24 protein-coding genes are annotated in these 23,631 nt (G+C 64.0%); 11 read left to right on the forward strand and 13 right to left on the reverse strand.

The window, feature by feature from the left end; genetic code table 11:
* Positions 1–359: 359 nt before the first annotated feature.
* Complete coding sequence (locus ACFFWD_RS14360; RefSeq protein WP_376966094.1) at positions 360–1,565, forward strand: DUF2778 domain-containing protein; 1,206 nt, start codon at positions 360–362, stop codon at positions 1,563–1,565.
* A 263-nt stretch (positions 1,566–1,828) separates the two neighbouring features.
* The gene (locus tag ACFFWD_RS14365) at positions 1,829–3,313 is read left to right on the forward strand and encodes an AMP nucleosidase (RefSeq protein ID WP_376966096.1); all 1,485 of its coding nucleotides are present in this window, start codon (positions 1,829–1,831) and stop codon (positions 3,311–3,313) included.
* Between the two features lie 194 nt (positions 3,314–3,507).
* Here the strand turns inward: ACFFWD_RS14365 and ACFFWD_RS14370 are convergent, their stop codons facing one another.
* Positions 3,508–4,101 carry a cysteine hydrolase family protein gene (locus ACFFWD_RS14370; protein WP_376966098.1) on the reverse strand — a complete coding sequence of 198 codons (594 nt, stop codon included), beginning with the start codon at positions 4,099–4,101 and terminating at the stop codon, positions 3,508–3,510.
* Between the two features lie 122 nt (positions 4,102–4,223).
* On the opposite strand from ACFFWD_RS14370, the gene ACFFWD_RS14375 reads away from it, so the two are divergent.
* From ACFFWD_RS14375 to ACFFWD_RS14385, 3 genes are all read left to right on the forward strand, one after another.
* Positions 4,224–5,060 carry a LysR family transcriptional regulator gene (locus ACFFWD_RS14375; protein WP_376966100.1) on the forward strand — a complete coding sequence of 279 codons (837 nt, stop codon included), beginning with the start codon at positions 4,224–4,226 and terminating at the stop codon, positions 5,058–5,060.
* A 287-nt stretch (positions 5,061–5,347) separates the two neighbouring features.
* A complete protein-coding gene (locus ACFFWD_RS14380) occupies positions 5,348–8,707 on the forward strand; it encodes an adenylate/guanylate cyclase domain-containing protein (RefSeq protein ID WP_376966102.1) in 3,360 nt (1,119 codons plus the stop codon).
* A gap of 232 nt (positions 8,708–8,939) precedes the next feature.
* Positions 8,940–9,719, forward strand: a complete 780-nt coding sequence (locus tag ACFFWD_RS14385) for a Crp/Fnr family transcriptional regulator (RefSeq protein WP_376966104.1) — start codon at positions 8,940–8,942, stop codon at positions 9,717–9,719.
* A gap of 7 nt (positions 9,720–9,726) precedes the next feature.
* Here the strand turns inward: ACFFWD_RS14385 and ACFFWD_RS14390 are convergent, their stop codons facing one another.
* From ACFFWD_RS14390 to groES, 5 genes are all read right to left on the reverse strand, one after another.
* Positions 9,727–9,933, reverse strand: a complete 207-nt coding sequence (locus ACFFWD_RS14390; protein ID WP_376966106.1) for a hypothetical protein — start codon at positions 9,931–9,933, stop codon at positions 9,727–9,729.
* Positions 9,934–9,954: 21 nt separating this feature from the next.
* Positions 9,955–10,179 carry a hypothetical protein gene (locus tag ACFFWD_RS14395; RefSeq protein ID WP_376966108.1) on the reverse strand — a complete coding sequence of 75 codons (225 nt, stop codon included), beginning with the start codon at positions 10,177–10,179 and terminating at the stop codon, positions 9,955–9,957.
* A 216-nt stretch (positions 10,180–10,395) separates the two neighbouring features.
* A complete protein-coding gene (locus ACFFWD_RS14400) occupies positions 10,396–10,842 on the reverse strand; it encodes a phasin family protein (protein WP_376966110.1) in 447 nt (148 codons plus the stop codon).
* Between the two features lie 387 nt (positions 10,843–11,229).
* Positions 11,230–12,870, reverse strand: coding sequence for a chaperonin GroEL (groL, locus tag ACFFWD_RS14405; protein ID WP_376966112.1), 1,641 nt, complete (start codon positions 12,868–12,870; stop codon positions 11,230–11,232).
* Between the two features lie 43 nt (positions 12,871–12,913).
* The gene (groES, locus tag ACFFWD_RS14410; RefSeq protein WP_027560139.1) at positions 12,914–13,228 is read right to left on the reverse strand and encodes a co-chaperone GroES; all 315 of its coding nucleotides are present in this window, start codon (positions 13,226–13,228) and stop codon (positions 12,914–12,916) included.
* A gap of 393 nt (positions 13,229–13,621) precedes the next feature.
* Between groES and ACFFWD_RS14415 the strand changes: the two genes are divergently transcribed.
* Together ACFFWD_RS14415 and ACFFWD_RS14420 are read left to right on the forward strand one after the other, a co-directional pair.
* Entirely contained in the window at positions 13,622–13,912 is a 291-nt protein-coding gene (locus ACFFWD_RS14415) for an usg protein (RefSeq protein ID WP_376966115.1), read from the forward strand.
* A gap of 161 nt (positions 13,913–14,073) precedes the next feature.
* On the forward strand, positions 14,074–14,652 hold the full coding sequence (locus ACFFWD_RS14420; protein WP_376966117.1) for a cupin domain-containing protein: 579 nt from the start codon (positions 14,074–14,076) through the stop codon (positions 14,650–14,652).
* Between the two features lie 104 nt (positions 14,653–14,756).
* On the opposite strand, the gene ACFFWD_RS14425 is transcribed toward ACFFWD_RS14420, so the two are convergent.
* On the reverse strand, positions 14,757–16,007 hold the full coding sequence (locus tag ACFFWD_RS14425; protein WP_376966119.1) for a NupC/NupG family nucleoside CNT transporter: 1,251 nt from the start codon (positions 16,005–16,007) through the stop codon (positions 14,757–14,759).
* Positions 16,008–16,120: 113 nt separating this feature from the next.
* Here ACFFWD_RS14425 and ACFFWD_RS14430 point away from each other — a divergent pair, with 113 nt between their 5' ends.
* Entirely contained in the window at positions 16,121–17,344 is a 1,224-nt protein-coding gene (locus tag ACFFWD_RS14430; RefSeq protein WP_376966255.1) for an MFS transporter, read from the forward strand.
* Between the two features lie 110 nt (positions 17,345–17,454).
* Here ACFFWD_RS14430 and ACFFWD_RS14435 read toward each other — a convergent pair whose 3' ends face one another.
* The 3 genes from ACFFWD_RS14435 to ACFFWD_RS14445 all read right to left on the reverse strand — a co-directional run bounded on the left by ACFFWD_RS14435 (position 17,455) and on the right by ACFFWD_RS14445 (position 19,688).
* Positions 17,455–18,216, reverse strand: a complete 762-nt coding sequence (locus ACFFWD_RS14435) for an SDR family oxidoreductase (RefSeq protein WP_376966121.1) — start codon at positions 18,214–18,216, stop codon at positions 17,455–17,457.
* 203 nt (positions 18,217–18,419) lie between these two features.
* Positions 18,420–18,899: a GNAT family N-acetyltransferase gene (locus tag ACFFWD_RS14440; protein WP_376966123.1), complete on the reverse strand. Its 480-nt coding sequence runs from the start codon at positions 18,897–18,899 to the stop codon at positions 18,420–18,422.
* A 42-nt stretch (positions 18,900–18,941) separates the two neighbouring features.
* Positions 18,942–19,688 carry a proteasome-type protease gene (locus ACFFWD_RS14445; protein ID WP_376966125.1) on the reverse strand — a complete coding sequence of 249 codons (747 nt, stop codon included), beginning with the start codon at positions 19,686–19,688 and terminating at the stop codon, positions 18,942–18,944.
* 137 nt (positions 19,689–19,825) lie between these two features.
* On the opposite strand from ACFFWD_RS14445, the gene ACFFWD_RS14450 reads away from it, so the two are divergent.
* The 3 genes from ACFFWD_RS14450 (at position 19,826) to ACFFWD_RS14460 (ending at position 21,975) form a co-directional block, all read left to right on the forward strand.
* On the forward strand, positions 19,826–20,215 hold the full coding sequence (locus ACFFWD_RS14450) for a tetratricopeptide repeat protein (RefSeq protein ID WP_376966127.1): 390 nt from the start codon (positions 19,826–19,828) through the stop codon (positions 20,213–20,215).
* Positions 20,216–20,310: 95 nt separating this feature from the next.
* A complete protein-coding gene (locus ACFFWD_RS14455; RefSeq protein WP_376966129.1) occupies positions 20,311–21,042 on the forward strand; it encodes a protein-L-isoaspartate(D-aspartate) O-methyltransferase in 732 nt (243 codons plus the stop codon).
* Positions 21,043–21,129: 87 nt separating this feature from the next.
* Entirely contained in the window at positions 21,130–21,975 is an 846-nt protein-coding gene (locus ACFFWD_RS14460; protein WP_376966131.1) for a hypothetical protein, read from the forward strand.
* A 60-nt stretch (positions 21,976–22,035) separates the two neighbouring features.
* Here ACFFWD_RS14460 and ACFFWD_RS14465 read toward each other — a convergent pair whose 3' ends face one another.
* The 3 genes from ACFFWD_RS14465 to ACFFWD_RS14475 all read right to left on the reverse strand — a co-directional run bounded on the left by ACFFWD_RS14465 (position 22,036) and on the right by ACFFWD_RS14475 (position 23,496).
* The gene (locus tag ACFFWD_RS14465; RefSeq protein WP_376966133.1) at positions 22,036–22,392 is read right to left on the reverse strand and encodes an Mth938-like domain-containing protein; all 357 of its coding nucleotides are present in this window, start codon (positions 22,390–22,392) and stop codon (positions 22,036–22,038) included.
* 205 nt (positions 22,393–22,597) lie between these two features.
* Positions 22,598–22,891: a GYD domain-containing protein gene (locus tag ACFFWD_RS14470; protein WP_376966135.1), complete on the reverse strand. Its 294-nt coding sequence runs from the start codon at positions 22,889–22,891 to the stop codon at positions 22,598–22,600.
* 386 nt (positions 22,892–23,277) lie between these two features.
* Positions 23,278–23,496: a hypothetical protein gene (locus ACFFWD_RS14475; protein WP_376966137.1), complete on the reverse strand. Its 219-nt coding sequence runs from the start codon at positions 23,494–23,496 to the stop codon at positions 23,278–23,280.
* Positions 23,497–23,631: the final 135 nt, after the last annotated feature.

The raw sequence follows: 23,631 nt of genomic DNA on the forward strand, positions 1-23,631 counted from the left end.
GATGTCCCGCGCTCGTCGCGGGGCCTTCGCGGGGGCAATTCTTGCAAAATGTCCGCGCGACTACGGGGAGTTCTGGAACGAAATTCTCCTTATTCGCGGGCTGCAGGTTCCACCCGCATGGCGCGCTTTGAATGTCCCATGATGAGACAGAAAATCGGGTTCCGCGGGCCCGCGGCATCTTAAAAAAGCCCCATGCCACAGGCACTTCCCGCGCTGCAGGGGACCGCATCCGGTTAAGTCGCATTTAACTAAAAGTCGCCTTAATGGCCGTCCGCACCCCTGCGAGACGATGGGCCGAAACAGTCTTCGGCACGAAGTCGAGCGAGGGACCAGGTGGTATTGTTTCGAGCGTCGGGCGTATGAGTAACAGTGCGAGTGCGTATCCTGTTGCGGCACCCCGCCGCCGGAATTCCTCCCGGAAATTTCTCCCCCAGCACTTCCTCGGCAGCGCTGCAGTCGCAGGGCTCGTGCTGGGCTGCGCCTGGACCGTCTACGCCAACATCTTCGCAGCGAGCGTCTATCCGCAGGTCGGCGACGCAGCGCTTGATGCGCCGGCGGCAAAACGTCCCGCTGCCGTCGCGGCCAGGCCGGCACCGCCGGCATTCAACGAAGTGTTCGCGCAGCTGACGCCGCCGCCATCGGCGACTTCGAAGGCGGAACCTGGGGCACCTTCGCTTATGTTTAACGAGAGGTTTGCGGCTGCCGCGCCGCAGGGCGAGCCGTCGCGCGTCGTCGCCGAAGCTACACCGCAGCCGGATGCCGCCAAGCCTGCCGATGCGCCCAAGGTCGCGGAAGCACCGAAGCCGGCGACCGCGCCGAAACTCGCCGACGCTTCGAAGGCGAACCTCGCGCCGAAATCGGTCGATGCCGCGAAGAAGGAAGCCGCGGCCAATCTGCAGGTTGCGCTCAACACCCCGGGCGGTCAGGTCGAGACCAAGTCCGCCGAGGCGAAGCCCGCGACAAAATCCTCCGGCGTCACGGTGCGCGACATGGCTGCCCGCGCCAAGGCCGCGGTGATGTCGATCGCCTCGAACGAAAAGCAGACCATGGTCGAGAAGCTGTGGGGCAAGCGCGAGCAGGGCGGCGGACTGCTCTCCTTCGCCTCCGCCGACGCCAGCGTCACCGGATCTATCCCCTCGACGCTCGACCAGAACCCGATGATGGGCGGCTCGCCGCCCTATGATCGCCAGACCGCCGTCTACGATATCTCCGCCAGGATGGTGTATCTGCCCGACGGCACCAGACTCGAAGCGCATTCGGGCCTCGGCGCGAGGCTCGACGATCCGCGCTCGTCGCATCTGAAGATGGTCGGCGTCACGCCGCCGCATATCTACGAGCTGAAGCCGCGCGAGGCGCTGTTCCACGGCGTGCCGGCGCTGCGGCTCACGCCGGTCGGCGGCGAAGGCAAGATCTTCAACCGCGTCGGCCTGCTCGCGCACACCTACATGCTGGGCCCGAACGGCGACTCCAACGGCTGCGTCTCGTTCAAGGACTACTACGCCTTCCTCGACGCCTACCGCAACAAGGGCATCCGCCGCCTCGCGGTGCTCGCGAAGGTTCAGTAGGCGGCAAGCTTCAGTCGTTCGCGAAGCGACCTGTCGCCGTCGTTGCGAGCCAACGGGTCGCGCGAAATGCGCGTCCGATGACAGGCTCCGCGAAGCAATCCATATTTCCACTTGCCGCGCGATGGATTGCTTCGCTTCGCTCGCAATGACGTGGATGGAATCTACGCGGGGGCCGCGCGGCGACCCGATTCTTGCTATACTGGTGATCCAAATCGAGTCTCAGCTCGACCACCAATCCGGTGCGAAGCGACATGGGTCCCGCAATGCTCGTCGAAACTCCGCCTGCCTTCGCAACCGAAGCATTCGTCGATGCTCGCGCAGCAGTCAGCCGTCTCGAGGAGATCTACGAACGCAACACCCAGTTTTTGCGCGATCGCTTCGAGGCCTATGTCAATGGCGGGGCGCTGACGACGCGGGTGCGGGCCTGCTATCCGTTCGTGCGGATGACGACTGCGACCCATGCGCGGCTCGACTCGCGTCTCGCCTACGGCTTCGTCGCGGGGCCGGGCGTGCACGAGACCAGCGTGACGCGGCCCGACATCTTCCGGACCTATCTCACCGAGCAGATCGAGCTGTTGGTCAAGAACCACGGCGTGCCGGTCGAGGTCGGCGAGTCGAACGAGCCGATCCCGATTCATTTCGCCTATCGGCGCGACATCAACATCGAGGCGGCGTTGACCATCGCCGACAGCTCGGCCTTCACGAGGTCGCTGCGTGACGTGTTCGATACGCCCGATCTCGGCGCCATGGACGACGCGATCGCCGACGGTACGTTCGAGCTGCGGCCGGGGGCACCCGAGCCGCTGGCACTGTTCCGCGCGGCGCGTGTCGATTACTCGCTGCGCCGGCTCTATCACTACACCGGCACTGATCCGGAGCACTTCCAGAACTTCGTGATCTTCACGAATTACCAGTTCTATGTCGATGCCTTCGTGCAGCTGTGCCAGCAGCGTCTCGCCTCGGGCCAGATCGGCCCCGAGGCCTTCGTCGCGCCCGGCAATGTGACGACGCTCAACGCGCGGCTTGGCGGCGGCACGACCGGGCTTGCGCCCGAGCGCGCGCCGCAGATGCCGGCCTATCATCTCGTCGAACCTGGCTATCGCGGTATCACCCTGATCAATATCGGGATCGGACCATCAAATGCGCGCAACGTCACCGACCATGTCGCGGTGCTGCGGCCGCATGCCTGGCTGATGATCGGGCATTGTGCGGGCTTGCGGAATACGCAGCGGTTGGGTGACTACGTGCTGGCCCATGGCTACGTCCGCGAGGATCACGTGCTGGATCACGAGCTGCCGCTATGGGTCCCGATCCCGGCGCTTGCTGAAATGCAGGTCGCGCTCGAGGAAGCGGTCGGCGAGGTTACCGGATTGACCGGCTTCGAGCTCAAGCGGGTGATGCGCACTGGAACAGTCGCAAGCGTCGACAATCGCAACTGGGAGATCAGCGGGCCGTCGGTTATCAGACGGATGTCGCAATCGCGCGCGGTCGCGCTCGACATGGAGTCGGCAGCGATCGCCGCCAACGGTTATCGCTTCCGCGTGCCCTACGGCACCTTGCTGTGCGTCTCCGACAAGCCGCTGCACGGCGAAATCAAGCTCGCCGGCATGGCCAGCGAGTTCTACCGGCAGCGCGTGGGCCAGCACCTCGAGATCGGCCTGAAGGCGCTTGAACGGCTCAAGCAACAGGAATCCGAGCGGCTGCATTCGCGCAAGCTGCGGAGCTTTGCCGAGGTCGCGTTTCAGTAAGTGACCGGCTCTCAGGTTGGCGTCCTCGGAGTGCCGGTGACGGAGTGAGTGCGTGAAGCGCTTGCCGTCATTGCGAGCCAACGGGTCGCGAATGCGCGCCCGATGACAGGCTCCGCGAAGCAATCCATCCCGCCGCCTGCGCAGGCCGTGGATTGCTTCGTCGCTTGCGCACTTCGCAATGACGGCTGTAGTCCTCAGGCGAGCGCGTTGCCGCGGGCGATGATCGCAAAACGGTCCGACAGTTCGGCGAGTGCCACCTCGTGGATCGTTCGCGCGGCAAGCGTCCCGCCGCGGCCGTCGGGCAGGTCGCGGGTGGCGCAGCTATCGGCGTCAATGGTGGTGCGGAAGCCGAGATCGAGCGCGGCGCGGGCGGTCGAGCTGACGCACATATGCGTCATGAAGCCGGCGAGGACGAGCTCCTTGCGCCCGGTCGCGGCAAGCTGCGCCTTGAGATCGGTGCCGGCAAACGCGTTCGGCAATTCCTTCTCGATGACCGGCTCGCCCGGCCGAGGCGCGAGCGGAGCGACGATCGCACCGCGGTCGGCCGTGCGGTCGAACAGGCCGCCGGGCTTCCCCCGATGCGCAATGTGGAAGATCGCAGCTCCGCTTTCCCGCGCCCGGGCGAGCGGGGCGGTGGCGCGTGCGATCGCTCCGTTGGCGTCGGGCAGCGCGAGGGGACCTGCGAGATATTCGTTCTGGATGTCGATCAGCACGAGGCAGGCATCGCCGAGGCGGGGTGGGGTGAGGTCGGCGCCGGCAAGCTGCAGCAGGGTCTTGGAGGAGGACATGGTCGTGGAATCTCCCGGGTTCGCCAGATATATAGCCTCCGGGCGGCCTGCTGTTATGCAGGGATATTGCAGCCATTGGCTGCGTTATTGCAGGCAGAGCAGGCACGATGTAGCCTGACGGCATGAACTGGGACGATCTCCGCATCATCGCGGCGGTACGTGACGAGGGCACCTATGCCGGCGCCAGCGCAAGGCTGCGCATCGACGAGACCACCGTGGGGCGCAGGCTGTCGCGGATCGAACGCTCGCTCGGCTTGCGACTGTTCGAGGCGATCGACGGGGTGCGCAGGCCAACACGGCAGTGCGAGATGGTGCTGGCGCATGTCCAGGCGATGGCGGCGCATGCCGACGAAATCGGCCGCATCGGCGAGAGCCTGCCGGGCCCGATGGGGCGGCTGCGCGTCGCCTCGACCAGCGCGGTCGCCGAGGAGGTGCTGGCGCCGCGCGCGGCGGACTTCCTGCGCGCCCATCCGGGGCTGACGCTGCAATTCCTGACCTCGAGTGAGAACGTGAAATTCTCGCGCTGGGAAGCCGACCTCGCGATCCGCCTGCGCAAACCCGACAAGGGCGATTTTGCGATCTCGAAGCTTGCCGACGTCAGGCTCTACTTCTTCGAGCCGGTTGCGGCCGGCGAGGGCGAGCCGGTGACGTGCGCGTACCCGGAGGAGCTCGACGGCATTCCCGAAGCGCAGTTCCTGCGCACAAGGCGCGCGCGGGCGCGCTGCGTGACCGACAACATCCGCGTCATCCGCACGCTGATCCAGTCGCGTCAGGCCGCAGGCGTGTTGCCCGAATATGGCTGCGCGGCCCTGATTGCCGATCGTCGTCTGCGCGCAACGCTGCTGCCGAAGCGACGCGATGTCTGGCTGTTGGTGCAGAACCACCTCAAGCGCGACGCGGCAACGCGCGTCACGATCGACTGGATCCGCACCTGCTTCCAGGAGTTTCCGCGCGGTTGAGATGCTGGAGACAGCAGTTGTGGGCGAATCCCACAGGCCTCGGCATTGCTGTAAGACAAACGTGTAGCGTGCAGCGCGGAAGGGCCGCCTATGGCGGCCCTTCGATTGCCGACCCGGGGTGCGTACTACCACCCGATAGCGTGCAGAGCCCCTGTAGCGGAGCACCGCCTCGACACGATGCGAGGGGCCGGCCGCAGCTGAATTATTGCATTCGAGACATATTGGGATAACGTTCCGTCCGCCGTGGTCCCGGAATTCGGCCAGCCGTCAACCCGTCGGTGAAGCCAATGCAGCAGATTGCGGACTGGCTCGAGAAGCTTGGGCTTGGGCAATACGCGCAGCGTTTTGCCGAGAACGGGATCGATGTCGGCATTCTTCCAGAGTTGACGGACGAGGACTTCGACAGGCTCGGGGTCCTGCTCGGCCATCGCCGCAAGATGCTGCGTGCGATCAGCGAGCTCAACAAAACCGAACTGATCGCCGAGTCGACCGCTCACCAAGACGCCGAGCGTCGGCATCTCACCGTGATGTTTTGCGATCTTGTTGGCTCGACGGCGCTCTCGGCGCGGCTCGATCCCGAGGACATGTGGGAAGTGCTCCGGGCCTATCGCGCGGCCTGCGCGAGGGTGATCGCGACTTATGATGGCGTCGTCGCCCGATTTGTCGGTGACGGAATCCTGGCCTATTTCGGCTATCCCCGCGCTCACGAGGATGATGCGGAGCGCGCCGTGCGCGCGGGTCTCGACATCATCGCCGCAATCCGCAAGCTCGAGACCCGCGCGGAAGAACGGGTCGCGGTGCGGATCGCGATTGCGAGCGGGCTCGTGGTGGTCGGCGACCTCGTCTCCGGCGGCGCATCGGAGGAGCAGGCGCTAGTCGGCGATACCCCAAACATCGCGGCGCGGCTGCAGAGCCTGGCCGAGCCGGGCGTGGTCGTCGTGGCCGCATCGACGCGCCGGCTGCTCGGCAATCTTTTCACGCTGCGCAATCTCGGCCGCCGCGAGGTCAAGGGGATCTCGGAGCCGATCGCGGTGTGGGCGGTCGAGGGAGAGCCGGCATCGGAGAGCCGCTTCGAGGCGGTGCGCACCGCGCGCGCGATCGGCTTCGTCGGCCGCAAGGCGGAGATCGAGTTTGTGCTCTCCCGTCAGCAGCTGGCGTGGGAGGGCCGGGGCCAGGCGGTGTTGATCTCCGGCGAGGCCGGCATCGGCAAGTCGCGCATCGTGGCGACGCTCTCTGAGAGTCTGGCGCCGGGAACGCACCGCCGCGTGCGCTATCAGTGCTCGCCCTATCACACCAACAGTGCGTTGTACCCCTTCGTCGCGCAGCTCGAGCGCGCAGCCGGCATCAGGCCGGACGACACGCCAGGGCAGAAGCTGGACAAGCTCGAGGCGATGCTCGCGCTCGGGACCCAGCACGTGGCTGCAGCAACCCCGCTGATTGCGGCCTTGCTCTCGATCGCAACCGGCGATCGCTATCCGCCGCTGGCCTTGAGCCCGGTGCAGCAACGGCGGCAGACCTTCGCGGCTCTTCTCGACCAGCTCGAGGGTCTGGCGCGGCAGCAGCCGGTGCTCGTGATCTGCGAAGACATGCATTGGGCAGACGCCACGACGCTCGAATTGTTCGACCTTGCGGTCGATCGGATCAGGGGATTGCCAATCCTCGTGCTCATGACGTTCAGGCCCGAGTTCGAGCCGCCCTGGACCGGGCTCGCCAATGTCAGCCTGCTGCGGCTCGATCGGCTCGACCGGCAGGATACGCGCGCGCTGATCGAGCAGGTGACCGTCGGTCGGCAGCTGCCGGGCGAAATGATGACGCAGATCATCGAACGGACCGATGGCGTCCCGCTGTTTGTCGAGGAACTGACCAAGATGGTCCTCGAGTCCGGGCTGCTCGTAGAGAATGCCGGGCGCTATCGCCTCGATCACCCGCTGCCGCCGCTTGCGATCCCCGCGACGTTGCACGACTCGCTGATGGCAAGGCTCGACCGGCTGGCGCCGGTCAAGGAGGTGGCGCAGATCGGCGCGGCGATCGGCCGTGACTTCTCATATGCGTTGCTGCAGAGCGTGGCCGGGCGCGATGATCTGACGCTCGGTGCCGCGCTTGCGCAGCTTGAAGAGGCCGAGCTGCTGGTGCGTCGCGGGACGCCGCCGGACGCCAGCTACAGCTTCAAGCACGCGCTTGTTCAAGAGGCGGCCTACGCGAGCCTGCTCAGGAGCCGGCGGCAGCTTCTCCACAAGCATATCGGCGACGTCCTGCGCGACAAGTTTGCAGTCATTGCCGAGACCGAGCCGGAGGTCGTCGCCTACCATTTCACCGAAGCGGGGCTTGGCGAAGCGGCCGTCGAGTGGTGGCGCAAGGCGGGTCAGCAGGCGCTGAGACGCTCGGCCTATACCGAGGCGGTCGCCCATCTCGGCAAGGCGGTTGCCATCGCCGACGAGCTGCCGGATGAGCCGCGCCGAATGATCAACCGGCTCCATTTGCAGATCGCCTATGGCCGTGCGCTGCGCGGCAGCCTTGGGCACAGCGCCCCCGAAACGGTGATCGCCTGGACGCGGGCCCGGCAGTTCGCATCCGACATCGACGATCCGGTCGAGCTGGCGCCGATCCAGTCGGGCCTCTTCAACGCCTGTTTGACGCATGGTGAACTGGCGCCGATGCGAGAATTGGCGGAGGCGATCATGAGCGTCGCGCAGCAGCATCCGCAATCGCCGGTGGCGGCCATCGTCGCGCGCTGGACCAGCGGGGTGACAAGCTGGTTCGCCGGCGAATACGCCACCGCGCGCGTCCATCTCGAGCAGGCGCTTGCGGCCTATGCAGCCGAGCCGGATCCGGCGACCTTCAGGGCGTCGACGCTCGACTTGCCGTTCGTCATCATGAGGTTTCTTGCCCTCGTGCTCTGGCCGCTTGGCGAGATCGACCGGGCGCGGCGCCTCGCCGGCGAGGCGGTGACCGCGCCCGGCGGGACGCGCGCGCTTGGCCGGGCCAATGCGCTGGTCCACAAAGCCGTTTTCGACGGCCTGTGCGGAAGCCGCTTGCGGCAGACCGAGACGATCGTGGCCCTTGGCCTCGCGCGGGACCACACGATGCCGCTCTATGTCGCCGCCGGCACCTATCTCAACGGTCTGGCAAAGTGGCGCGCCGGCGACCGGGCCGGAGGCCTCACGGAGATGCAGCGAGGCTGGACGTTGCTCCACGACAACGACTGCTACCTCTGTGAGCCGTTCTGGGGGATGCAGATCGCCGTGGCCAATGCGGAGGCCGGGCAGGTCGAGGCCGGGTTGGACATCCTCAAGGAGTTGATCGACACGACGGAACAGTCCGGACAGCATTGGCTGGATGCCGAGCTGCATCGCGCGCGGGGCGAGCTGTTGTCGCATCGTGATCCTGCGGATGTCTGCGGCGCCGAGGCCGCTTTCCATCGCGCGCTCGAGATTGCCCGGAGCCAGCAGACGAAGACGTTCGAACTGCGTAGCGCGCTGGGCCTCGCGCGCCTCTACTTCAGCAATGGCCGGGCCGAGGAGGTGCCTGATCTGCTTGTGCCAGTGCTCGCTGCTTTCGACCCGCGGCAAGACCTCGCCGAGATCAAGGACGCAGACGAATTGCTCAAGCAGGCGCATTGGCCGGGACGTCTCTCTCGCGCGTCCTGACTGAGCTCGCCCTTGCCGTGCCCCGAAATTGGAACTCGTGGGTTCCCGTGTTTCTACCGTGCGATCATGCGCATTTTGCTGTTGCCTCCGGCGGCGCAATTGCATCTAACTTCTTGAGAGGTCGCGGGCAGGAAAATTCCGCCGTGCGGTCAAGCGTTTGGAGCACTTTTTTGAGAGCGTGTCGGAGTAAGTTAGTCCTCATTGCGCGTCGCTTCACCAGGGGTCCGCGCCGGTGAGTCTTTTCGGCGGAACTGGTAATCGCCTTCTTGCAACACTGCCGGCAGCGGACCTCGATCTGCTGAGGCCTGAGCTCGAGACAGTGACACTCGATCAGGATGCGGTCCTGGCGCGAGCCGGTGACGAGATCGACCATGTCTTCTTCCCTCATAGCGGGGCCATCTTGCTGATGATCGACATGGCGGATGGGCAAACGGTTGCGACCGGTGTAGTCGGGCGCGAAGGCGCCGTGGGCAGTCTCTCGGTGCTCGGGTCGTCACCGTCGGGCATAACCGCAGTCGTACGTACGGCGGGCACCGCCTCGCGGATTCCCGCGTCGCGTTTTCATGCCGCTTTCGGCCGCAGTCCAGCGATCCGGCAGGCGATCCAAAAGCATGTCAGGTCGATGCTGATCCAGTTCCAGCTCGGCTCCGCCTGCAATGCGCTGCATCCGGTCGAGGCCCGCATGGCGCGTTGGCTGCTCCAGCTTCGCGACCGCCTCGACGGCGACGTCCTCCCGCTGACCCAGCAGGCGCTGTCGCAAATCCTCGGCGTGCGGCGAACGACGGTGACGCTGTTGATGCGCAATCTGCGCAAGCGCGGCGCGATCAGATCAGATCAACGAGGCCGCATCGAGATCGACCGGTCGCGGCTATCGGCGGCGGCGTGCGAATGCCACCGTGTCATGTGTCTCGAAGCCGAGGACATCTTCTCGGACACCACGGTCCGGCCTCGCGCTGCGGCTCGAGCCGGCGATGTGCGCATCGCGGAAACCGAAGTCGACGACGCGACCTGAGCGCGTTTCAACGCGATTGGCCTTTCCGACGCCGATCAAGCTCCCGTGCGGCGTCGGATGCCACCTCGAGCTTCGCAATCTCGCGCAGCACCTTCGCCGTCTGGCGCAATTCATTGCGCTCCGGGCCGGGCCTCAGCCGTCGTGCTTCGTCGAGAAAGTCCTTGGCTTGCAGCAGCCAGGCGGATGTTTCCGTTGAGATCTGCCCGCGCGCCATGGTGTCCCTCCATCGCGATCCTCAATGACCTATGCCGACGTTCAGGCAGACGAGGCGTCGCCGCGCGCGGATGCTCGGCTCATCGACCCAGGCGTCCCGCGCGAACCAGGCGTGATCTGTACGGCAAAATGGGCAACGGGTGCGCGAGAAGAACACCGTGCTGCTTCTAAAGCTCTCGCGATCAGTCTTGATGCCGGTGGGAATTGCGTGTCCGGTTTGCGGACATTTGACCATGAGCATGCCCATGTGAGCCTCCCTCGTGATTGCTTTTTGTTTTGTGCAGAAAACTCCGGCCGGTTGGATTGTGCCTCTTGTCGGTGCGACTAGTTGGGGGGCATCGCCGCACCTACGGCTTTTGACAGAGCATCGGGCAGTGGGGGCTGCATGCTCGTCACTGGGCTTTTTCCAACCGGCCGGATCCCTCCTCAAACGAATCCTCGAACTGAATTACGCGTCCCTTCTCTAGCCTGCGTGGTGCAGCACCCCCGCGAAGTGCTTGTTGACCCGCTCAGCCATTTCCGTGGCAAGCTTCTGGCCAATCTCCCGCAATTCCTTGTTCTGGTCGGATGCCATGTCGAAGGCCTTGCGGGCTTGCTCGGTGGACAAGGTCAAGACATCGGTAGCTGACCTGCTGTCGAGGAGATGGGCGAAGAAATCGAGCGCGGAGGCGGCATTGGCGTGTGAAATTTCGAGCATCTTGAGCCCGTAGTCGGTCGCGCCTCGCGCATTCCACGAACACGTTTCGCTCAACGCCTCCGTCATCTGTTCGGAGGTGGCCCGCGCGCGGGCCAAACCCTGCTCGGCAAGATCGCCGATGACACCAGGAAGCGCGATCTTCGGGAAGCCCAACAGCGGCATTCCGAAAATGTTCGTGCCGTTTACCGTGACTTTCACTTCACTTTCACTCAAGGCGCAGTCCCCTTCTCAAGCGAAGGCATTCCTCGCAACGCTTGCTCGCGTCACGAGAGCTGATGCTCCGCGTTCGATTCAGATTTTGGGTGAGCTTTGATCCGCCCCGACGCTACTCTGGGGGATGAAAATGGGACTGTCGGTTCGGTTTGCGACTCTCGCTGAAAATTTTTCTCAGGTTGTCAACCTAAACCAACGTATGTTTACGGGGCGCTGTGCATAGCGTGGACATCGTGAGCAGCAGAGGACTGCTCCTTCAGCGTGAGATTGTGCAAACAGCCACCTTGGCTGCGTTGCGACAAGTCCCCAGGTGGTTTGGCGCCAAACAAAAACCCCGGCATCGCTGCCGGGGTTCTGCATTTCGTCGATTGCCTTGTGAGGCTGGACTTAGAAGTCCATGCCGCCCATGCCGCCGCCCGGAGGCATTGCGGGGCCGGCAGAAGCCTTCTTCGGCAGCTCGGCAACCATCGCCTCGGTGGTGATCAGGAGCGCCGCAACCGAAGCGGCGTTCTGGATCGCGGTGCGCACCACCTTGGTCGGATCGATGATGCCCTTCTTGACGAGGTCGGCATATTCGCCGGTCTGGGAGTCGAAGCCGTGGTTGTAGGCCTTGTTCTCCAGGATCTTGCCGACGATGACCGAGCCGTCTTCACCGGCGTTGATCGCGATCTGGCGAGCGGGAGCCGACAGCGCCTTGCGCACGATCTCGACGCCGGTCTTCTGGTCGTCGTTCTTGGTGCGCAGGCCCTTGAGTTGCTCGGAAGCACGGAGCAGGGCGACGCCGCCGCCCGGGACGATGCCTTCCTCGACAGCCGCGCGGGTCGCATGCATCGCGTCATCCACGCGATCCTTGCGCTCCTTCACCTCGACCTCGGTCGCGCCGCCGACGCGGATCACCGCGACGCCGCCCGCGAGCTTGGCGAGACGCTCCTGCAGCTTCTCACGGTCGTAGTCCGAGGTGGTCTCCTCGATCTGCGCCTTGATCTGGGCAACGCGGGCGTCGATGTCGGCCTTCTTGCCGGCGCCGTTGACGATCGTGGTGTTCTCCTTGTCGATCATCACCTTCTTGGCGCGGCCGAGCATCTGCAGCGTGACGTTCTCGAGCTTGATGCCGAGGTCTTCCGAGATGGCCTGGCCGCCGGTCAGGATCGCGATGTCCTGCAGCATGGCCTTGCGGCGATCGCCGAAGCCCGGAGCCTTGACGGCCGCGACCTTCAGGCCGCCACGCAGGCGGTTGACGACGAGCGTGGCGAGCGCTTCGCCTTCGACGTCTTCGGCGACGATGACCAGCGGCTTGCCGGTCTGCACCACGGCCTCGAGCAGCGGCAGCAGCTCGTTCAGCGAGGAGAGCTTCTTCTCGTTGATGAGGATGTAGGCATCGTCCATCTCAACGCGCATCTTGTCGGCGTTGGTGACGAAGTAGGGCGAGATGTAGCCGCGGTCGAACTGCATGCCCTCGACGACGTCGAGCTCGGTCTCGAGCGACTTGGCTTCCTCGACCGTGATCACGCCCTCGTTGCCGACCTTCTTCATGGCGTCGGCGAGGAACTTGCCGATTTCGGCGTCGCCGTTGGCCGAGATGGTGCCGACCTGGGCGATCTCCTCGTTCGAGGTGACCTTCTTCGAGTTCTTCTGGAGGTCCGCAACCACAGCCTCGACCGCGAGGTCGATGCCGCGCTTAAGATCCATCGGGTTCATGCCGGCGGCCACCGACTTGGCGCCTTCCTTCACGATCGCCTGGGCGAGCACGGTGGCGGTGGTGGTGCCGTCGCCGGCCGCGTCAGCGGACTTGGAGGCGACTTCGCGCACCATCTGGGCGCCCATGTTCTCGAACTTGTCCTCGAGCTCGATCTCCTTGGCGACGGTGACGCCGTCCTTGGTGATGCGGGGAGCGCCGAACGACTTCTCGAGCACGACGTTGCGGCCCTTCGGACCGAGGGTGACCTTCACCGCGTTGGCGAGGACGTCGACGCCGCGCAGCATCTTGTCGCGCGCCTCGACGGAGAACTTGACTTCTTTAGCTGCCATCTGAGTTTTCCTTGAGAAATTTAACTGGGAGGGAGAGAGGCGCTTAGGCGGCCTTCTTCTTGGAAGCGGGGACGTCGAGCACGCCCATGATGTCGCTTTCCTTCATGATCAACAGGTCTTCGCCGTCGATCTTGACCTCGGTGCCGGACCACTTGCCGAACAGGACGCGGTCGCCGACCTTGAGGTCGATGGGGATCAGCTTGCCAGCTTCGTCGCGGCCACCCGGGCCGACGGCGACGACTTCGCCCTGGGAGGGCTTTTCCTTGGCAGTGTCCGGAATGATGATGCCGCCAGCAGTCTTCTCTTCGGCGTCGATGCGCTTGACCACGACGCGGTCGTGAAGCGGACGGAATTTCATGCAGTCCTCCTAAACATTTGCAGATGTTGTCGAATTTTGGAGTGTTAGCAGTCAAGGCTAGCGAGTGCTAGCCCTGCCGCGCTGGAGATAGGCCAGTCCCGGGCAGCGGGCAAGGGCTTCTAGCAGAAAAGTTGGCACTCGAATGTGACGGCTGCCAGGACTGTGGATCATCCTTAACGCCCGCCAACGTGGTCCGGAGCCCGGCGAACCCCGTATTAGCACCTGCGGTAAGCTGCTGCTAAGGCTTGAAATTTCAACAACTCGTTAAACATTTAGGCTTGTGATGGATTAGTCGCGTGCGTCACATTTCTCTCATGTGAGCGCATCTTTTGCCGGGGTGGCTCCGGCAGGTCGGCCACCACTCGCAAATGCGCTCCGTTACAGGAGGTTGGCATGGTCTCGCGAGTTGGTGGCGTTGTTTCCGACGACTTCAGGAAGCAGTTGCTGGGGTACGGGCTGACGACGGCGCAAATCCTCTATCGGATGCCGGATCATCCCTCGCTGCTGCAGACCTATGTCTGGCAAAACTACGATCTCTTTCCGAAATTTCCGGCGCTGCAGGATTTCCTCGCCTTCTGGCAAGAAAAGCTCGAAGGTCCGCTGTTCTCGGTGACGGTGGCGCACTCCAAGCTGATCAAGCCCGCGGAGCTCCGCGCCGTCGACGGTGTGTTCAGGCTGCACTGATCGGTTAGGACGGCAAGATCAGTAGGGTGGGCAAAGCGAAGCGTGCCCACCGTTCAGAGCGGAGCACTCGAAGGTGGGCACGGCGCATGCGCGCCTTTGCCCACCCTGCGAAGCGCGATCTGTGTTAGTCTCGTCCGATCAAGAAACGACGGGAGGCAACCATGGCCAAACAAAAGGCGGCATCAAGACCAGCGGCCAAATCGGCGGCTAAGACCGCGGTAAAGAAGAAATGGACGGGGCTCGGGACCACAGCCAAATCCACCGCGCGCAAGACCATCAAATCCAAGGGCCGTGTCTCGACGGCCAAGAAGTCGGCCGCGAAAGCCGCCGCGAAGACCGCATCGAAGGCGAGGCCGAAGCAGCGCATCGCCATCAGCCATCACCGCGAAGAGGATTTCAAGGCCGACGGCCTGCGCGCCTACGCCAAGTATCGCGACCTCGGCATTGCGGATGCGACCCACGGCCTGGCGCAGGCGCATGTGATCCGGCTGCAGGGCCCGTGCAATCCGGAAGAGGTGTCGAAGCTGCATTTCCACGACGTCGAATTCCAGATGGTCTACGTGCTCAAGGGCTGGGTGAAGACCTACATGGAAGGCGAGGGTGAGACGCTGATGCAGCAAGGCAGCGCCTGGACCCAGCCGCCGCGCATCCGGCACATGATCCTGGATTACTCCGACGATGTCGAGCTGCTGGAAGTGATCCTGCCGGCGGAGTTCAAGACGGTCGAAATAACGGCGTAAGTCTAGCTATGTTCGTCATGCCCGGGCTTGACCCGGGCATCCATCAATCGGGAAGAGTCTTGCGAAGCGAGATGGATGGCCGAGTCAAGCCCGGCCATGACGAACTACGTCATCACCCCCACGATCGCCCCCATCAGGCACGTCGTCAGCGTGCCTGACACGATCGACTTCAGTCCGAGCGCATTGATCTCCTCGCGCCGTTGCGGCGCCATGATGCCGAGGCCGCCGATCATGATGCCGAGGCTCGCGAAATTGGCGAAGCCGCACATCGCATAGAGCATGATCAGCCGCGAGCGCGCATCCAGCGCGTCGGTGCCGAGCTTCGACAGGTCGACATAGGCGATCAGCTCGTTCAGCACGGTCTTGGTGCCCATCAGGCTTCCCGCCGTGACTGCCTGCGACCATGGCAGGCCCATCAACCAGCAGATAGGGGCCATCACGTAACCGAGCAGCCGTTGCAGAGACATCTTCGCGCCACCGATCTCCGGCAACAGGCTGACGATCGCGTTGGCGAGATAGACCAGCGCCACCAGCACCAGCAGCATCGCGATGATGTTGAGCAGCAGTTCGAGCCCCGCCGCGGTTCCCTTGACGATCGCATCCATCATCGAGGACACCGGGACATCGGGATCGCCCAATCCGCCGCCGGTGCGCTTGTCCGACGTCTCCGGCACCATGATCAGGCTGACCAGGATCGCCGCCGGCGCGCCCAGCACCGATGCGATCACAAAATGGGCGGCAGCGTCCGGGATCAACGGCGCCAGCAGCGTCGCGTAGAGCACGAGCACGGTACCAGCGATGCCGGCCATGCCCCCGGTCATCACCAAAAACAATTCGCTGCGCGTGAGCTCGCCCAGATAGGGGCGGATGAACAGCGGCGCTTCCACCATGCCGAGGAATATGTTGGCCGCGGTCGACAGCCCGACCGCGCCGCCGACACCGAGCGTGCGTTCGAGCAGCCACGCCATGCCGCGCACGACCGGCGGCAGCACGCGCCAATAGAACAACAGCGTGGTCAGCACGCTCATGACCAGCACGATCGGCAGTGCCTGGAAGGCGAGGATGAAATCCGCACCTGGCGCCTTGGGATCGAACGGTGGCGGGCCGCCGCCGATATAACCGAACACGAAGGCGGTGCCAGCATGCGTCGCGGCCGCGATGGTGCCGACGGCGTCGTTGATGGCGCCGAATGCCGTCGTCACCAGCGGCACCCGGATCAGCACCAGCGCGGTGACGATGGTGACCGCGAGCCCGATCGCCGCCTGGCGGAGCGACACCGCCCGGCGGTTCTCGCCAAGCACCCAGGCGATCGCAAGGAGCGCCACCACGCCGACCGCCGATTGCAACTGCAGCATCAAGCCCCCAATAGCCTGTTGCGATTATGGCAGGGGCATCACGTAGTGCAATGCTGTTGCGCGTGGGCGCCACAGCCATTGACAAGTTACAGGCGGTCGGTCACGGCTCGAACATGTCCTCCGTGATGCGGGTCGGCGCCCGCGATCTCCTCGCCCATCGACCCTTCCTGTTCTTCCTGTTGTCGCGCAGCCTGTCGCGCTTCTCGAGCCAGATCGGCGCGGTCGCGATCGGCTGGCAGATCTATGACCTGACCGGCAGCGCCTTCGCTCTCGGCATGGTCGGCCTCGTGCAATTCCTGCCGACGGCGCTGTTGGTGTTCGTCGCCGGCCACGCCGCCGACCGCTTCGAGCGCAAGCGCGTGGTGCAGGCCTGCCAGCTCGCGGAGGCGCTGACCGCGCTGTTCCTCGCCGGCAGCACCTTTGCCGGCACCATTTCGGAGGTGCAGATCTTCGTCGCGACCTTCGTGCTCGGGATCGCCGGCGCGTTCGAGAGCCCGGCAACCGCGGCGCTGTTGCCGCTGATCGCCCCGCAGGGCTCGCTGCAGCGGGCGACCGCGATCTCGAGCGGCGCTGCGCAAGTCGCGACCATCACGGGACCGGCGCTCGGCGGTCTGGCCTATGCGGTGATGCCGAGCATGACCTATGGCATCATGGTGGTGTTCTGGCTGCTCGGCATGATCCTGACCGGCGGCATCGGCAAATTGCAGCGGGTGCCGGCCGAGGACGCGGCGTCGTCGGACGATCTGTTCGCCGGCGTGACCTTCGTCCGCAGCAATCAGGCGATCCTCGGCACCATCTCGCTCGATCTGTTCGCAGTGCTGTTCGGCGGCGTAACGGCGCTGCTGCCGATCTATGCCCGCGATATCCTGGCAACCGGTCCGCTCGGCCTCGGCATCCTGCGCGCCGCGCCCGCGGTCGGCGCGCTCCTGATGACGATGGTGCTGGCCCGCCACACCATCAACCGCCGGGTCGGATTGCGCATGTTGCAGGCGGTGATCGTATTCGGTGCCGCAACCGTGGTGTTCGCGCTGTCGCATTGGATGTGGCTGTCGGTGCTGGCGCTTGCGGTGCTCGGCGCGGCCGACACGGTCAGCGTCGTGATCCGCTTCTCGCTGGTGCAACTTGCAACGCCCGACGCGATGCGCGGTCGCGTGGGGGCGGTGAATTTCCTGTTCATCAATGCGTCGAACCAGCTCGGCCAGTTCGAGAGCGGCGTCACCGCGGCGCTGTTCGGCACCATGCCGGCCGCAGTGCTCGGCGGCGTCGGCACGATCGCGATTGCCTTGCTCTGGATGAAGCTGTTCCCGACGCTGCGGGATGTGGAGAAGCTGGAGTAGGGGGCCTTTCGTCGTCATTGCGAGCGAAGCGAAGCAATCCATCTCGCCGCTTGTGGAGACATGGATTGCTTCGTCGCTAACGCGCCCTCGCAATGACGGTGTCTGCGGCTCTATCCCCGCCCCACGAACGGCATCTTGGTCGCCATAACCGTCATGAACAGCACGTTGGCGTCGAGCGGCAGGCCGGCCATGTAGGCGACGGCGTCGCCGACGGCCTTCGCGTCCATGCGCGGTTCGTGCTTCATCGTGCCATCAGGCTGCATCACACCGGGGCCGGCGACCATGCGGTCGGTCATCGGAGTTGCGGCGTTGCCGATGTCGATCTGGCCGACCGCGATGTCGTACATGCGGCCGTCGAGATTGGAGGCCCTGGTGAGGCCGCTAATGGCGTGCTTGGTCGAGGTGTAGGCGGCCGAGAACGGCCGCGGCGCGTGCGCCGAGATCGAGCCGTTGTTGATGATGCGGCCGCCGCGCGGCTTCTGGTCCTTCATGATGCGGAACGCATGCTGGGTGCACAGGAACGGCGCGGTGAGGTTGGTGTTCACCACGGCCTGCCATTGTTCGAGCGGCAGATCCTCGAAATTGACCGGCGGCGCGCCCATGCCGGCATTGTTGAAGAGCACGTCGAGCCGGCCATAGGTGGCCTTCACCTTGTCGAACAGTGCCGCGATCGCGGCCGGACTAGTCATATCGGCGGTGACGCACAGGCTCTTGCCGGCGGGCCCGAGCTTGCTTGTCTCTTCCAGCATCTCCATGCGGCGCCCGACGAGCACGACGGTGAAGCCCGCATCCATCAGCGCGAGCGAGGCCGCGCGTCCGACGCCGGTGCCGGCACCAGTGACGAGGGCGATCTTGTTGGTTGCTTCGGCCATTTCTTCTCCTTAGGTTGTGCTTGTTGCCGATTTAAGAGAGCTTGCTGGCCAATTCGGGTTGGCGAAGGGGAGGCGTCAGGATAGCAGCTTTCTCCGCAATCCCTAAGCCGTCCAGGGCGATGCAAAGTGGGGCCGCCGCCGCTGTTGCGCCGCCGCTGCTAACTCCGTTTTCCTGATATGGCCGGGCCAATGTTCGGGGAAAGTCATGGGTCAATCTCGCGAACCATGAACCGCGCGTTTCCGTCGTAGCTTTTCAGCTTCGCGTCCAGGGAAGGCTCGCGCACGATCTTGAAGCGATGGCGCTCCCAAAAGCGAACTGAGTTGTTCACCGCCACGAGGGACATGTTGGCATCGTGCTGGTCCTTGGCATGCGCTGCCAAGGTCTCGATCATCGCGGAGGCGGTGCGGGATTTGCGGGCTTCCGGAAGCAGCGCGAGGTCGTGGATGTAGTAGGTGGTGGCCGCTCGTGGGATTTCCTTCAGGAACTCGTTGAGGCCCGGCGGCTTCAGGAAATGCCAGGGATGGCTGATGACATAGCCAACGGCGTGCCCGCCGCTGCGCAGGGTGAAGCAGCCATTCGGATAGAGCGCGAGACGTTCGGCGAAGATTTCATCATCCTCGGGATAATCGATGTGGACGCGGCCGGCGATCGCGCTGACGTCGGAAAGATCGCTGGTCGTCATCAAGTTCCAATTCATCGATCGGCCCAGACGATCGAGCGCGGGTCAAGTCTCGCTCTTGTACGGGGGACGTGGAATGTTCTGGTGCGCCGCGCGCAGCGCCGCCGACCAGCGCGAGCGCAGGTCGTGGAAATAGGGCTCGCCGGCTTCGATCCGGTGGTTGAGGTCGGCCTCGCAGGCATCCGCCCGCACCACCAGGACGTCGATCGGCAGGCCGACGCCGAGGTTGGAGCGCATCGTGGAATCCATCGAGATCAGGCCGGTCTTCAGCGCCTCATAGAGCTCGACATCGTAATGCATGGCGCGGTCGAGCACCGGCTTGCCGTATTTGTGCTCGCCGATCTGCAGGTAGGGTGTGTCGGTGGTGCATTCGATGAAATTGCCGGCGGTGTAGACCATGAACAGCCGCATCCGCGAGCCCTTGATCTGGCCGCCGAACAGGAACGAGACGTCGAAGGAAATGTCCTCCGACCGCAGCGCCTCGCCCTCGGTGGCGTGCACAGAGCGGATCGCCCGGCCGATGCGCTGCGCCGCCTGGAACATGGTCGGCGCGTTCATCAGCGTCTCGACCTCGCCGGTGTGCGGATCCTCCATGCCTTCGGTCAGGGTCGACAGCACCGACTGGCTGATGGCGAGGTTGCCGGCGCTCGCGACCGCCATGATGCGTTCGCCGGGCGTCGAGAAGATGTGCAGCTTGCGGAAGGTCGAGACGTTGTCGAGACCGGCATTGGTGCGGGTGTCCGCGATCATGACGAGGCCGTCCCGCACCAGAATTCCGCAGCAATAGGTCATTTCCAGTCCCCAAACGGTCCGTTTTTCTCGGCGCCAAACTAGTAGCCAATTTCAGGGGGGCATCCAACCCCAATTCCCCATGGCGCGGGATACGACGAATGGGTAAAAATCGTCAGGGAATATCGGCGGGGGAATGCATGAAGAGAGCGGTCGTCTGTGGCGGCGCGATCGTCGCCGCGTGTGTTCTGGGCGCGGCCGGTGCGCTGGCCGGTCCCTGGGAAGACGGCATGGTGCGCTATAATCGCGGCGACTATGTCCCGGCAATCCATCTGTTCCGGCCGTTGGCGGAGGCCGGCAATTCCAAGGCGCAGTCCCAGATGGGGACCATGTACCGCAAGGGGCAGGGCGTCGGCCGCAGCATGGCGCGGGCCTTCATGTGGTTCAGCCTTGCCGCGAAACGCGGCGACGCGCAGGCCAAAACCAACATGCGCGAGGTCGAGAAGGCGATGACGCCCACGGAATTGACGCAGGCGCGCGACATGGCCGCCGCATGCGAGGCCTCCAACTATCGCGATTGTGCGTACTAAGACTTCGGTTCTGATTGAAACAAACCGGCACCCCGGATTGTTATTTGATCCGGGTGAGAACCACTCCACTCCCTGGGAGTGAGGAGCGCATGGTCATGAAGACCCTGCTGCTGTTCGTGCTTTCGATGGTGACCGGCGCGCGGGAAGCGGCGGCGCAGGATGCAGAATGTGACCGCGAACGCGCCGCCATGGTCGAAACCATCCGCGCCTACGCCCAGTCCGACACCCGCGCCCTTGGGCAGCAAGGCTTGTCGGAGAGGGTCCTTGAGGCGATGGGGCAAACCAAGCGCCACCTGTTCATCCCCGGGCGATCTTGCTCCATCGCATATGCTGACTCGCCTGTTCCGATCGGCCTCGGCCAAACCATATCGCAGCCGTACATCGTGGCCCTGATGACCCAGTTGGCGGCGGTCGCGCCCGACCATGTCGTGCTCGAAGTCGGCACAGGGTCAGGCTATCAGGCCGCCATCCTTGCGCGTTTGGCGCGAAAGGTCTGCACCATCGAGATCATCCCGCAACTGGCCGAGACCGCCACGAAGACTCTCAAGGATCTCGGTTACGATAATGTGAGCGTCAGGCTTGGCGACGGCTATCAGGGGTGGCCCGAATGCGGGCCCTTTGACGCCGTCGTGGTGACCGCTGCGCTCGGGGAGGTGCCGCCGCCGCTGATCGATCAGCTCAAAGTGGGGGGCCGGCTCGTCATGCCGGTGGGGCCCGGTTACGCCACCCAGCAGCTCACGATCGTCGAAAAGACCGCCCCCGGTAAGACGACGACGCGCGCCGTCGGCCTGGTGCGCTTCGTGCCCTTCACGCGTTCGCAAGAATAAGAGCCGCCGGCGGTGGCCGTCCTTCAAACGGAGGTTGGCGCTCAAACCGGATTCGGTAGGCTACCCTCGTGCAGAAGGAGGCGGACATTGAAAGCTGCTCTATTGGCGGCGATCGCGCTCATCGCAGGGATGGCTGACGCGAGCGCTCAAGCCACACTTCACTATGCATCCGGCTTGGGCGCCTCCGAGGCGCGAGCGGGAGCTGAGCTCGGCTTCAATATGGCCGACGTCGGCGACGTCGAGTCGCTCAACGCGCTCCCTCAAAACATGAAAGGCCTAATCTGGCTCGGCATCAAGGGCGGAGCCACGGCCGAGTTTCAGAATAAAGTGAAACCGTTCATCGGTAACCCCCGGGTGTTCGGGTTCTATCTCTGGGACGAGCCTGATCCAACCGGGAAGTACGGCGAACTCATCACCCCAAACAGTCTTAAGGAACAGTCCGACTGGATCCACCGGAACGTCCCGGGTGCGAAAACGTTCATCGTGCTGATGAGCATGGGCTCATCGAGCGCCCACCCCGACTATATGAACACCTACAACCCGGCAAACACCGGGATCGATTTGTACGGACTTGATCCTTATCCGTTCCGTACAGACACTGCTGCGTCGGACCTGCATGAGATAGACGCGGCCGTTGCTGCCGCCGTCCAGGCGGGAATACCTGCAAGCAAAATCGTGCCCATCTTCCAGGCGTTTGGAGGGGGTACCTTCAACACGCCCGAGGGCGGGAAATTCGTCGTTCCTGCTCCGACGCAACTTCGGGCCTTGATTGATCGATGGTCTTCGATCATTCCCTCGCCTGAGTTCGACTATGCTTACTCATGGGGCAATCAGCAGGGCGACACGGCGCTCCGCGACCGACCCGAGCTACAAGCCGTTTTCAAGGCGTACAATGCTGGCCGGGCCGCCCTTGCTCCGTCTCGTGGACGGTGACCAGCTCAAACGGACCATGCGCAAAATGCGTTGTCGCAGCGCAGCCGTGGTCGGCTCGGATCAGCAGGTTACGTGAAAGAGGCCGATCTTCTTGGCGTGCGAGCGGTTGAACGTATGAATCGCCTCCGGCGTCGGCTGCAACACGACCGTGCAACTCTTTTTTGCAAAATACGTCTCAGCCTCGGGCGATAGATGCACATTGCCGAACTGACCCGAGCCCAGAATCAACTGCTCGCATCCGTCCTCGAAGACGAACTTCGCTTCGTCCTTCGAAAGGACATGCGACGTGCCGTAGTATTTTTTCGACAGCTTCTTCTTCCGCTTTGTCACTTCGCCGGACAGGCGAATGATCACATCGTGTTCATAGGTCTTTCCGTCAATCGTGATGGTGCCGAATGTGGTGTCTTCGATTTCCATGGCTCGACCTCCTCATGATCTCGGCGCGAGGCCCCGACGCCTCTTCTGTAGACGAGCTTGGTGTCGAGGCCTCATGGCCCGCGACGAGGCGGCCTCCCATAACGAGGATTTTGCGTACCGCGCGTTATTCGGTACCGATCACCGGGTGTCCAAATCGCGGTGGCAGCTCATCCTGCGCGGACGTCCGTCGCGAAACCCGAAACCGCTACGGAAGCTCGGATATCAGCTTGGTCCACTCGGCCTCGGGCCAGGCCCGTGAGGTGCAGGTGCGGACGTTGCCCAGCGAACTGATTGCCAGCGCGAATTTTGTAACGTGGTCGCCGAGCGGTGCCTCGGCGATGACGAGGATGTCATGCTCGCCGGAGGTGAGATAGATGTCCTTGATCTCGACGCCGAGTTTCTTGGCGAGCTCTTTCGCCGCTTCGCTGCGCTTGGGAGCTTCCTTGACATTACGAATTCCCTGGTCGGTCCAGTTGATCGTCAATATGAATGTCGCCATGTCGTCCTCCAAGGGTTACGCATTCCCCTTCCTTGCCGCGCGCGCGGCAGGCCAACCTGCTCCATATTGAAGTTGAGGGAGCGCCACAAAGGTAGGCGCTTCTTTCAGACTGCGACGCCTGCCGATGACCTGACCGTTGCCCGTTCCGTCAAACGGCGACGTCGGCCCGTCCCGTCTTAAAGGGCAACTCGTGACAGTTTACGCCATGTCGTGTGCGGGAAGAAGAGGGCTCTCCGCGTTGCTATTGGAAACGCGGTTGCGATCCTCGGCGATCACCCGAAATTCGCGATAGCGCGGGCGCTATGGCGCTGCGTCGAGATCGTCCGCGCAAAGTTGAGGGCCGCAGAAAACCCTCCGCACTGCGCGGGCAGCCGTCTGATGCCGTGTCAGGTGTGGGTGTAGTCGCCGGGTCTCAAACCAAGCGCCTTGACGGCGGCTTCCGGGAGTGGCGCCCACGCCTCGACCCGCTCATTCGGGGCCATCATGTCCGCGATGATTGCCGTGGCCTTCGCGGGATCTACTTCGGCCACGAAGAAGACCGACCGGACCGGCGCGCCGCCGTCCAACGGCTCAGTTGTTACCAGGACAACCTGACCATTTGCCATGCCCTTATATACCGCTATCGCGGTGCCGATTCCATGTTCGTGTCGATCGATTCCCGTAAAGGGACGATCAACGCGCGTCGGGCGACCTCGCCGCGGTATTGCATCGTCGCGGCACCAACACCAAATGACGGATTG

The sequence above is a fragment of the Bradyrhizobium erythrophlei genome, from assembly GCF_042430365.1.
Taxonomy (GTDB): Bacteria; Pseudomonadota; Alphaproteobacteria; order Rhizobiales; family Xanthobacteraceae; genus Bradyrhizobium; species Bradyrhizobium erythrophlei.

Excerpts from the sequence above, each read along its gene's own strand:
- ACFFWD_RS14380 (WP_376966102.1), top strand. The coding sequence starts at position 5,348 with ATGCAGCAGATTGCGGACTGGCTCGAGAAGCTTGGGCTTGGGCAATAC.
- ACFFWD_RS14430 (WP_376966255.1), top strand. The coding sequence starts at position 16,121 with ATGTCCTCCGTGATGCGGGTCGGCGCCCGCGATCTCCTCGCCCATCGA.
- ACFFWD_RS14425 (WP_376966119.1), bottom strand. The coding sequence starts at position 16,007 with ATGCTGCAGTTGCAATCGGCGGTCGGCGTGGTGGCGCTCCTTGCGATC.
- ACFFWD_RS14370 (WP_376966098.1), bottom strand. The coding sequence starts at position 4,101 with ATGTCCTCCTCCAAGACCCTGCTGCAGCTTGCCGGCGCCGACCTCACC.
- ACFFWD_RS14365 (WP_376966096.1), top strand. The coding sequence starts at position 1,829 with ATGCTCGTCGAAACTCCGCCTGCCTTCGCAACCGAAGCATTCGTCGAT.
- ACFFWD_RS14450 (WP_376966127.1), top strand. The coding sequence starts at position 19,826 with ATGAAGAGAGCGGTCGTCTGTGGCGGCGCGATCGTCGCCGCGTGTGTT.
- ACFFWD_RS14360 (WP_376966094.1), top strand. The coding sequence starts at position 360 with ATGAGTAACAGTGCGAGTGCGTATCCTGTTGCGGCACCCCGCCGCCGG.
- ACFFWD_RS14390 (WP_376966106.1), bottom strand. The coding sequence starts at position 9,933 with ATGGCGCGCGGGCAGATCTCAACGGAAACATCCGCCTGGCTGCTGCAA.
- ACFFWD_RS14440 (WP_376966123.1), bottom strand. The coding sequence starts at position 18,899 with ATGACGACCAGCGATCTTTCCGACGTCAGCGCGATCGCCGGCCGCGTC.
- ACFFWD_RS14420 (WP_376966117.1), top strand. The coding sequence starts at position 14,074 with ATGGCCAAACAAAAGGCGGCATCAAGACCAGCGGCCAAATCGGCGGCT.
- ACFFWD_RS14435 (WP_376966121.1), bottom strand. The coding sequence starts at position 18,216 with ATGGCCGAAGCAACCAACAAGATCGCCCTCGTCACTGGTGCCGGCACC.
- ACFFWD_RS14415 (WP_376966115.1), top strand. The coding sequence starts at position 13,622 with ATGGTCTCGCGAGTTGGTGGCGTTGTTTCCGACGACTTCAGGAAGCAG.
- ACFFWD_RS14470 (WP_376966135.1), bottom strand. The coding sequence starts at position 22,891 with ATGGCGACATTCATATTGACGATCAACTGGACCGACCAGGGAATTCGT.
- groL (WP_376966112.1), bottom strand. The coding sequence starts at position 12,870 with ATGGCAGCTAAAGAAGTCAAGTTCTCCGTCGAGGCGCGCGACAAGATG.
- ACFFWD_RS14465 (WP_376966133.1), bottom strand. The coding sequence starts at position 22,392 with ATGGAAATCGAAGACACCACATTCGGCACCATCACGATTGACGGAAAG.
- ACFFWD_RS14445 (WP_376966125.1), bottom strand. The coding sequence starts at position 19,688 with ATGACCTATTGCTGCGGAATTCTGGTGCGGGACGGCCTCGTCATGATC.
- ACFFWD_RS14455 (WP_376966129.1), top strand. The coding sequence starts at position 20,311 with ATGAAGACCCTGCTGCTGTTCGTGCTTTCGATGGTGACCGGCGCGCGG.
- ACFFWD_RS14375 (WP_376966100.1), top strand. The coding sequence starts at position 4,224 with ATGAACTGGGACGATCTCCGCATCATCGCGGCGGTACGTGACGAGGGC.
- ACFFWD_RS14395 (WP_376966108.1), bottom strand. The coding sequence starts at position 10,179 with ATGGGCATGCTCATGGTCAAATGTCCGCAAACCGGACACGCAATTCCC.
- ACFFWD_RS14475 (WP_376966137.1), bottom strand. The coding sequence starts at position 23,496 with ATGGCAAATGGTCAGGTTGTCCTGGTAACAACTGAGCCGTTGGACGGC.
- groES (WP_027560139.1), bottom strand. The coding sequence starts at position 13,228 with ATGAAATTCCGTCCGCTTCACGACCGCGTCGTGGTCAAGCGCATCGAC.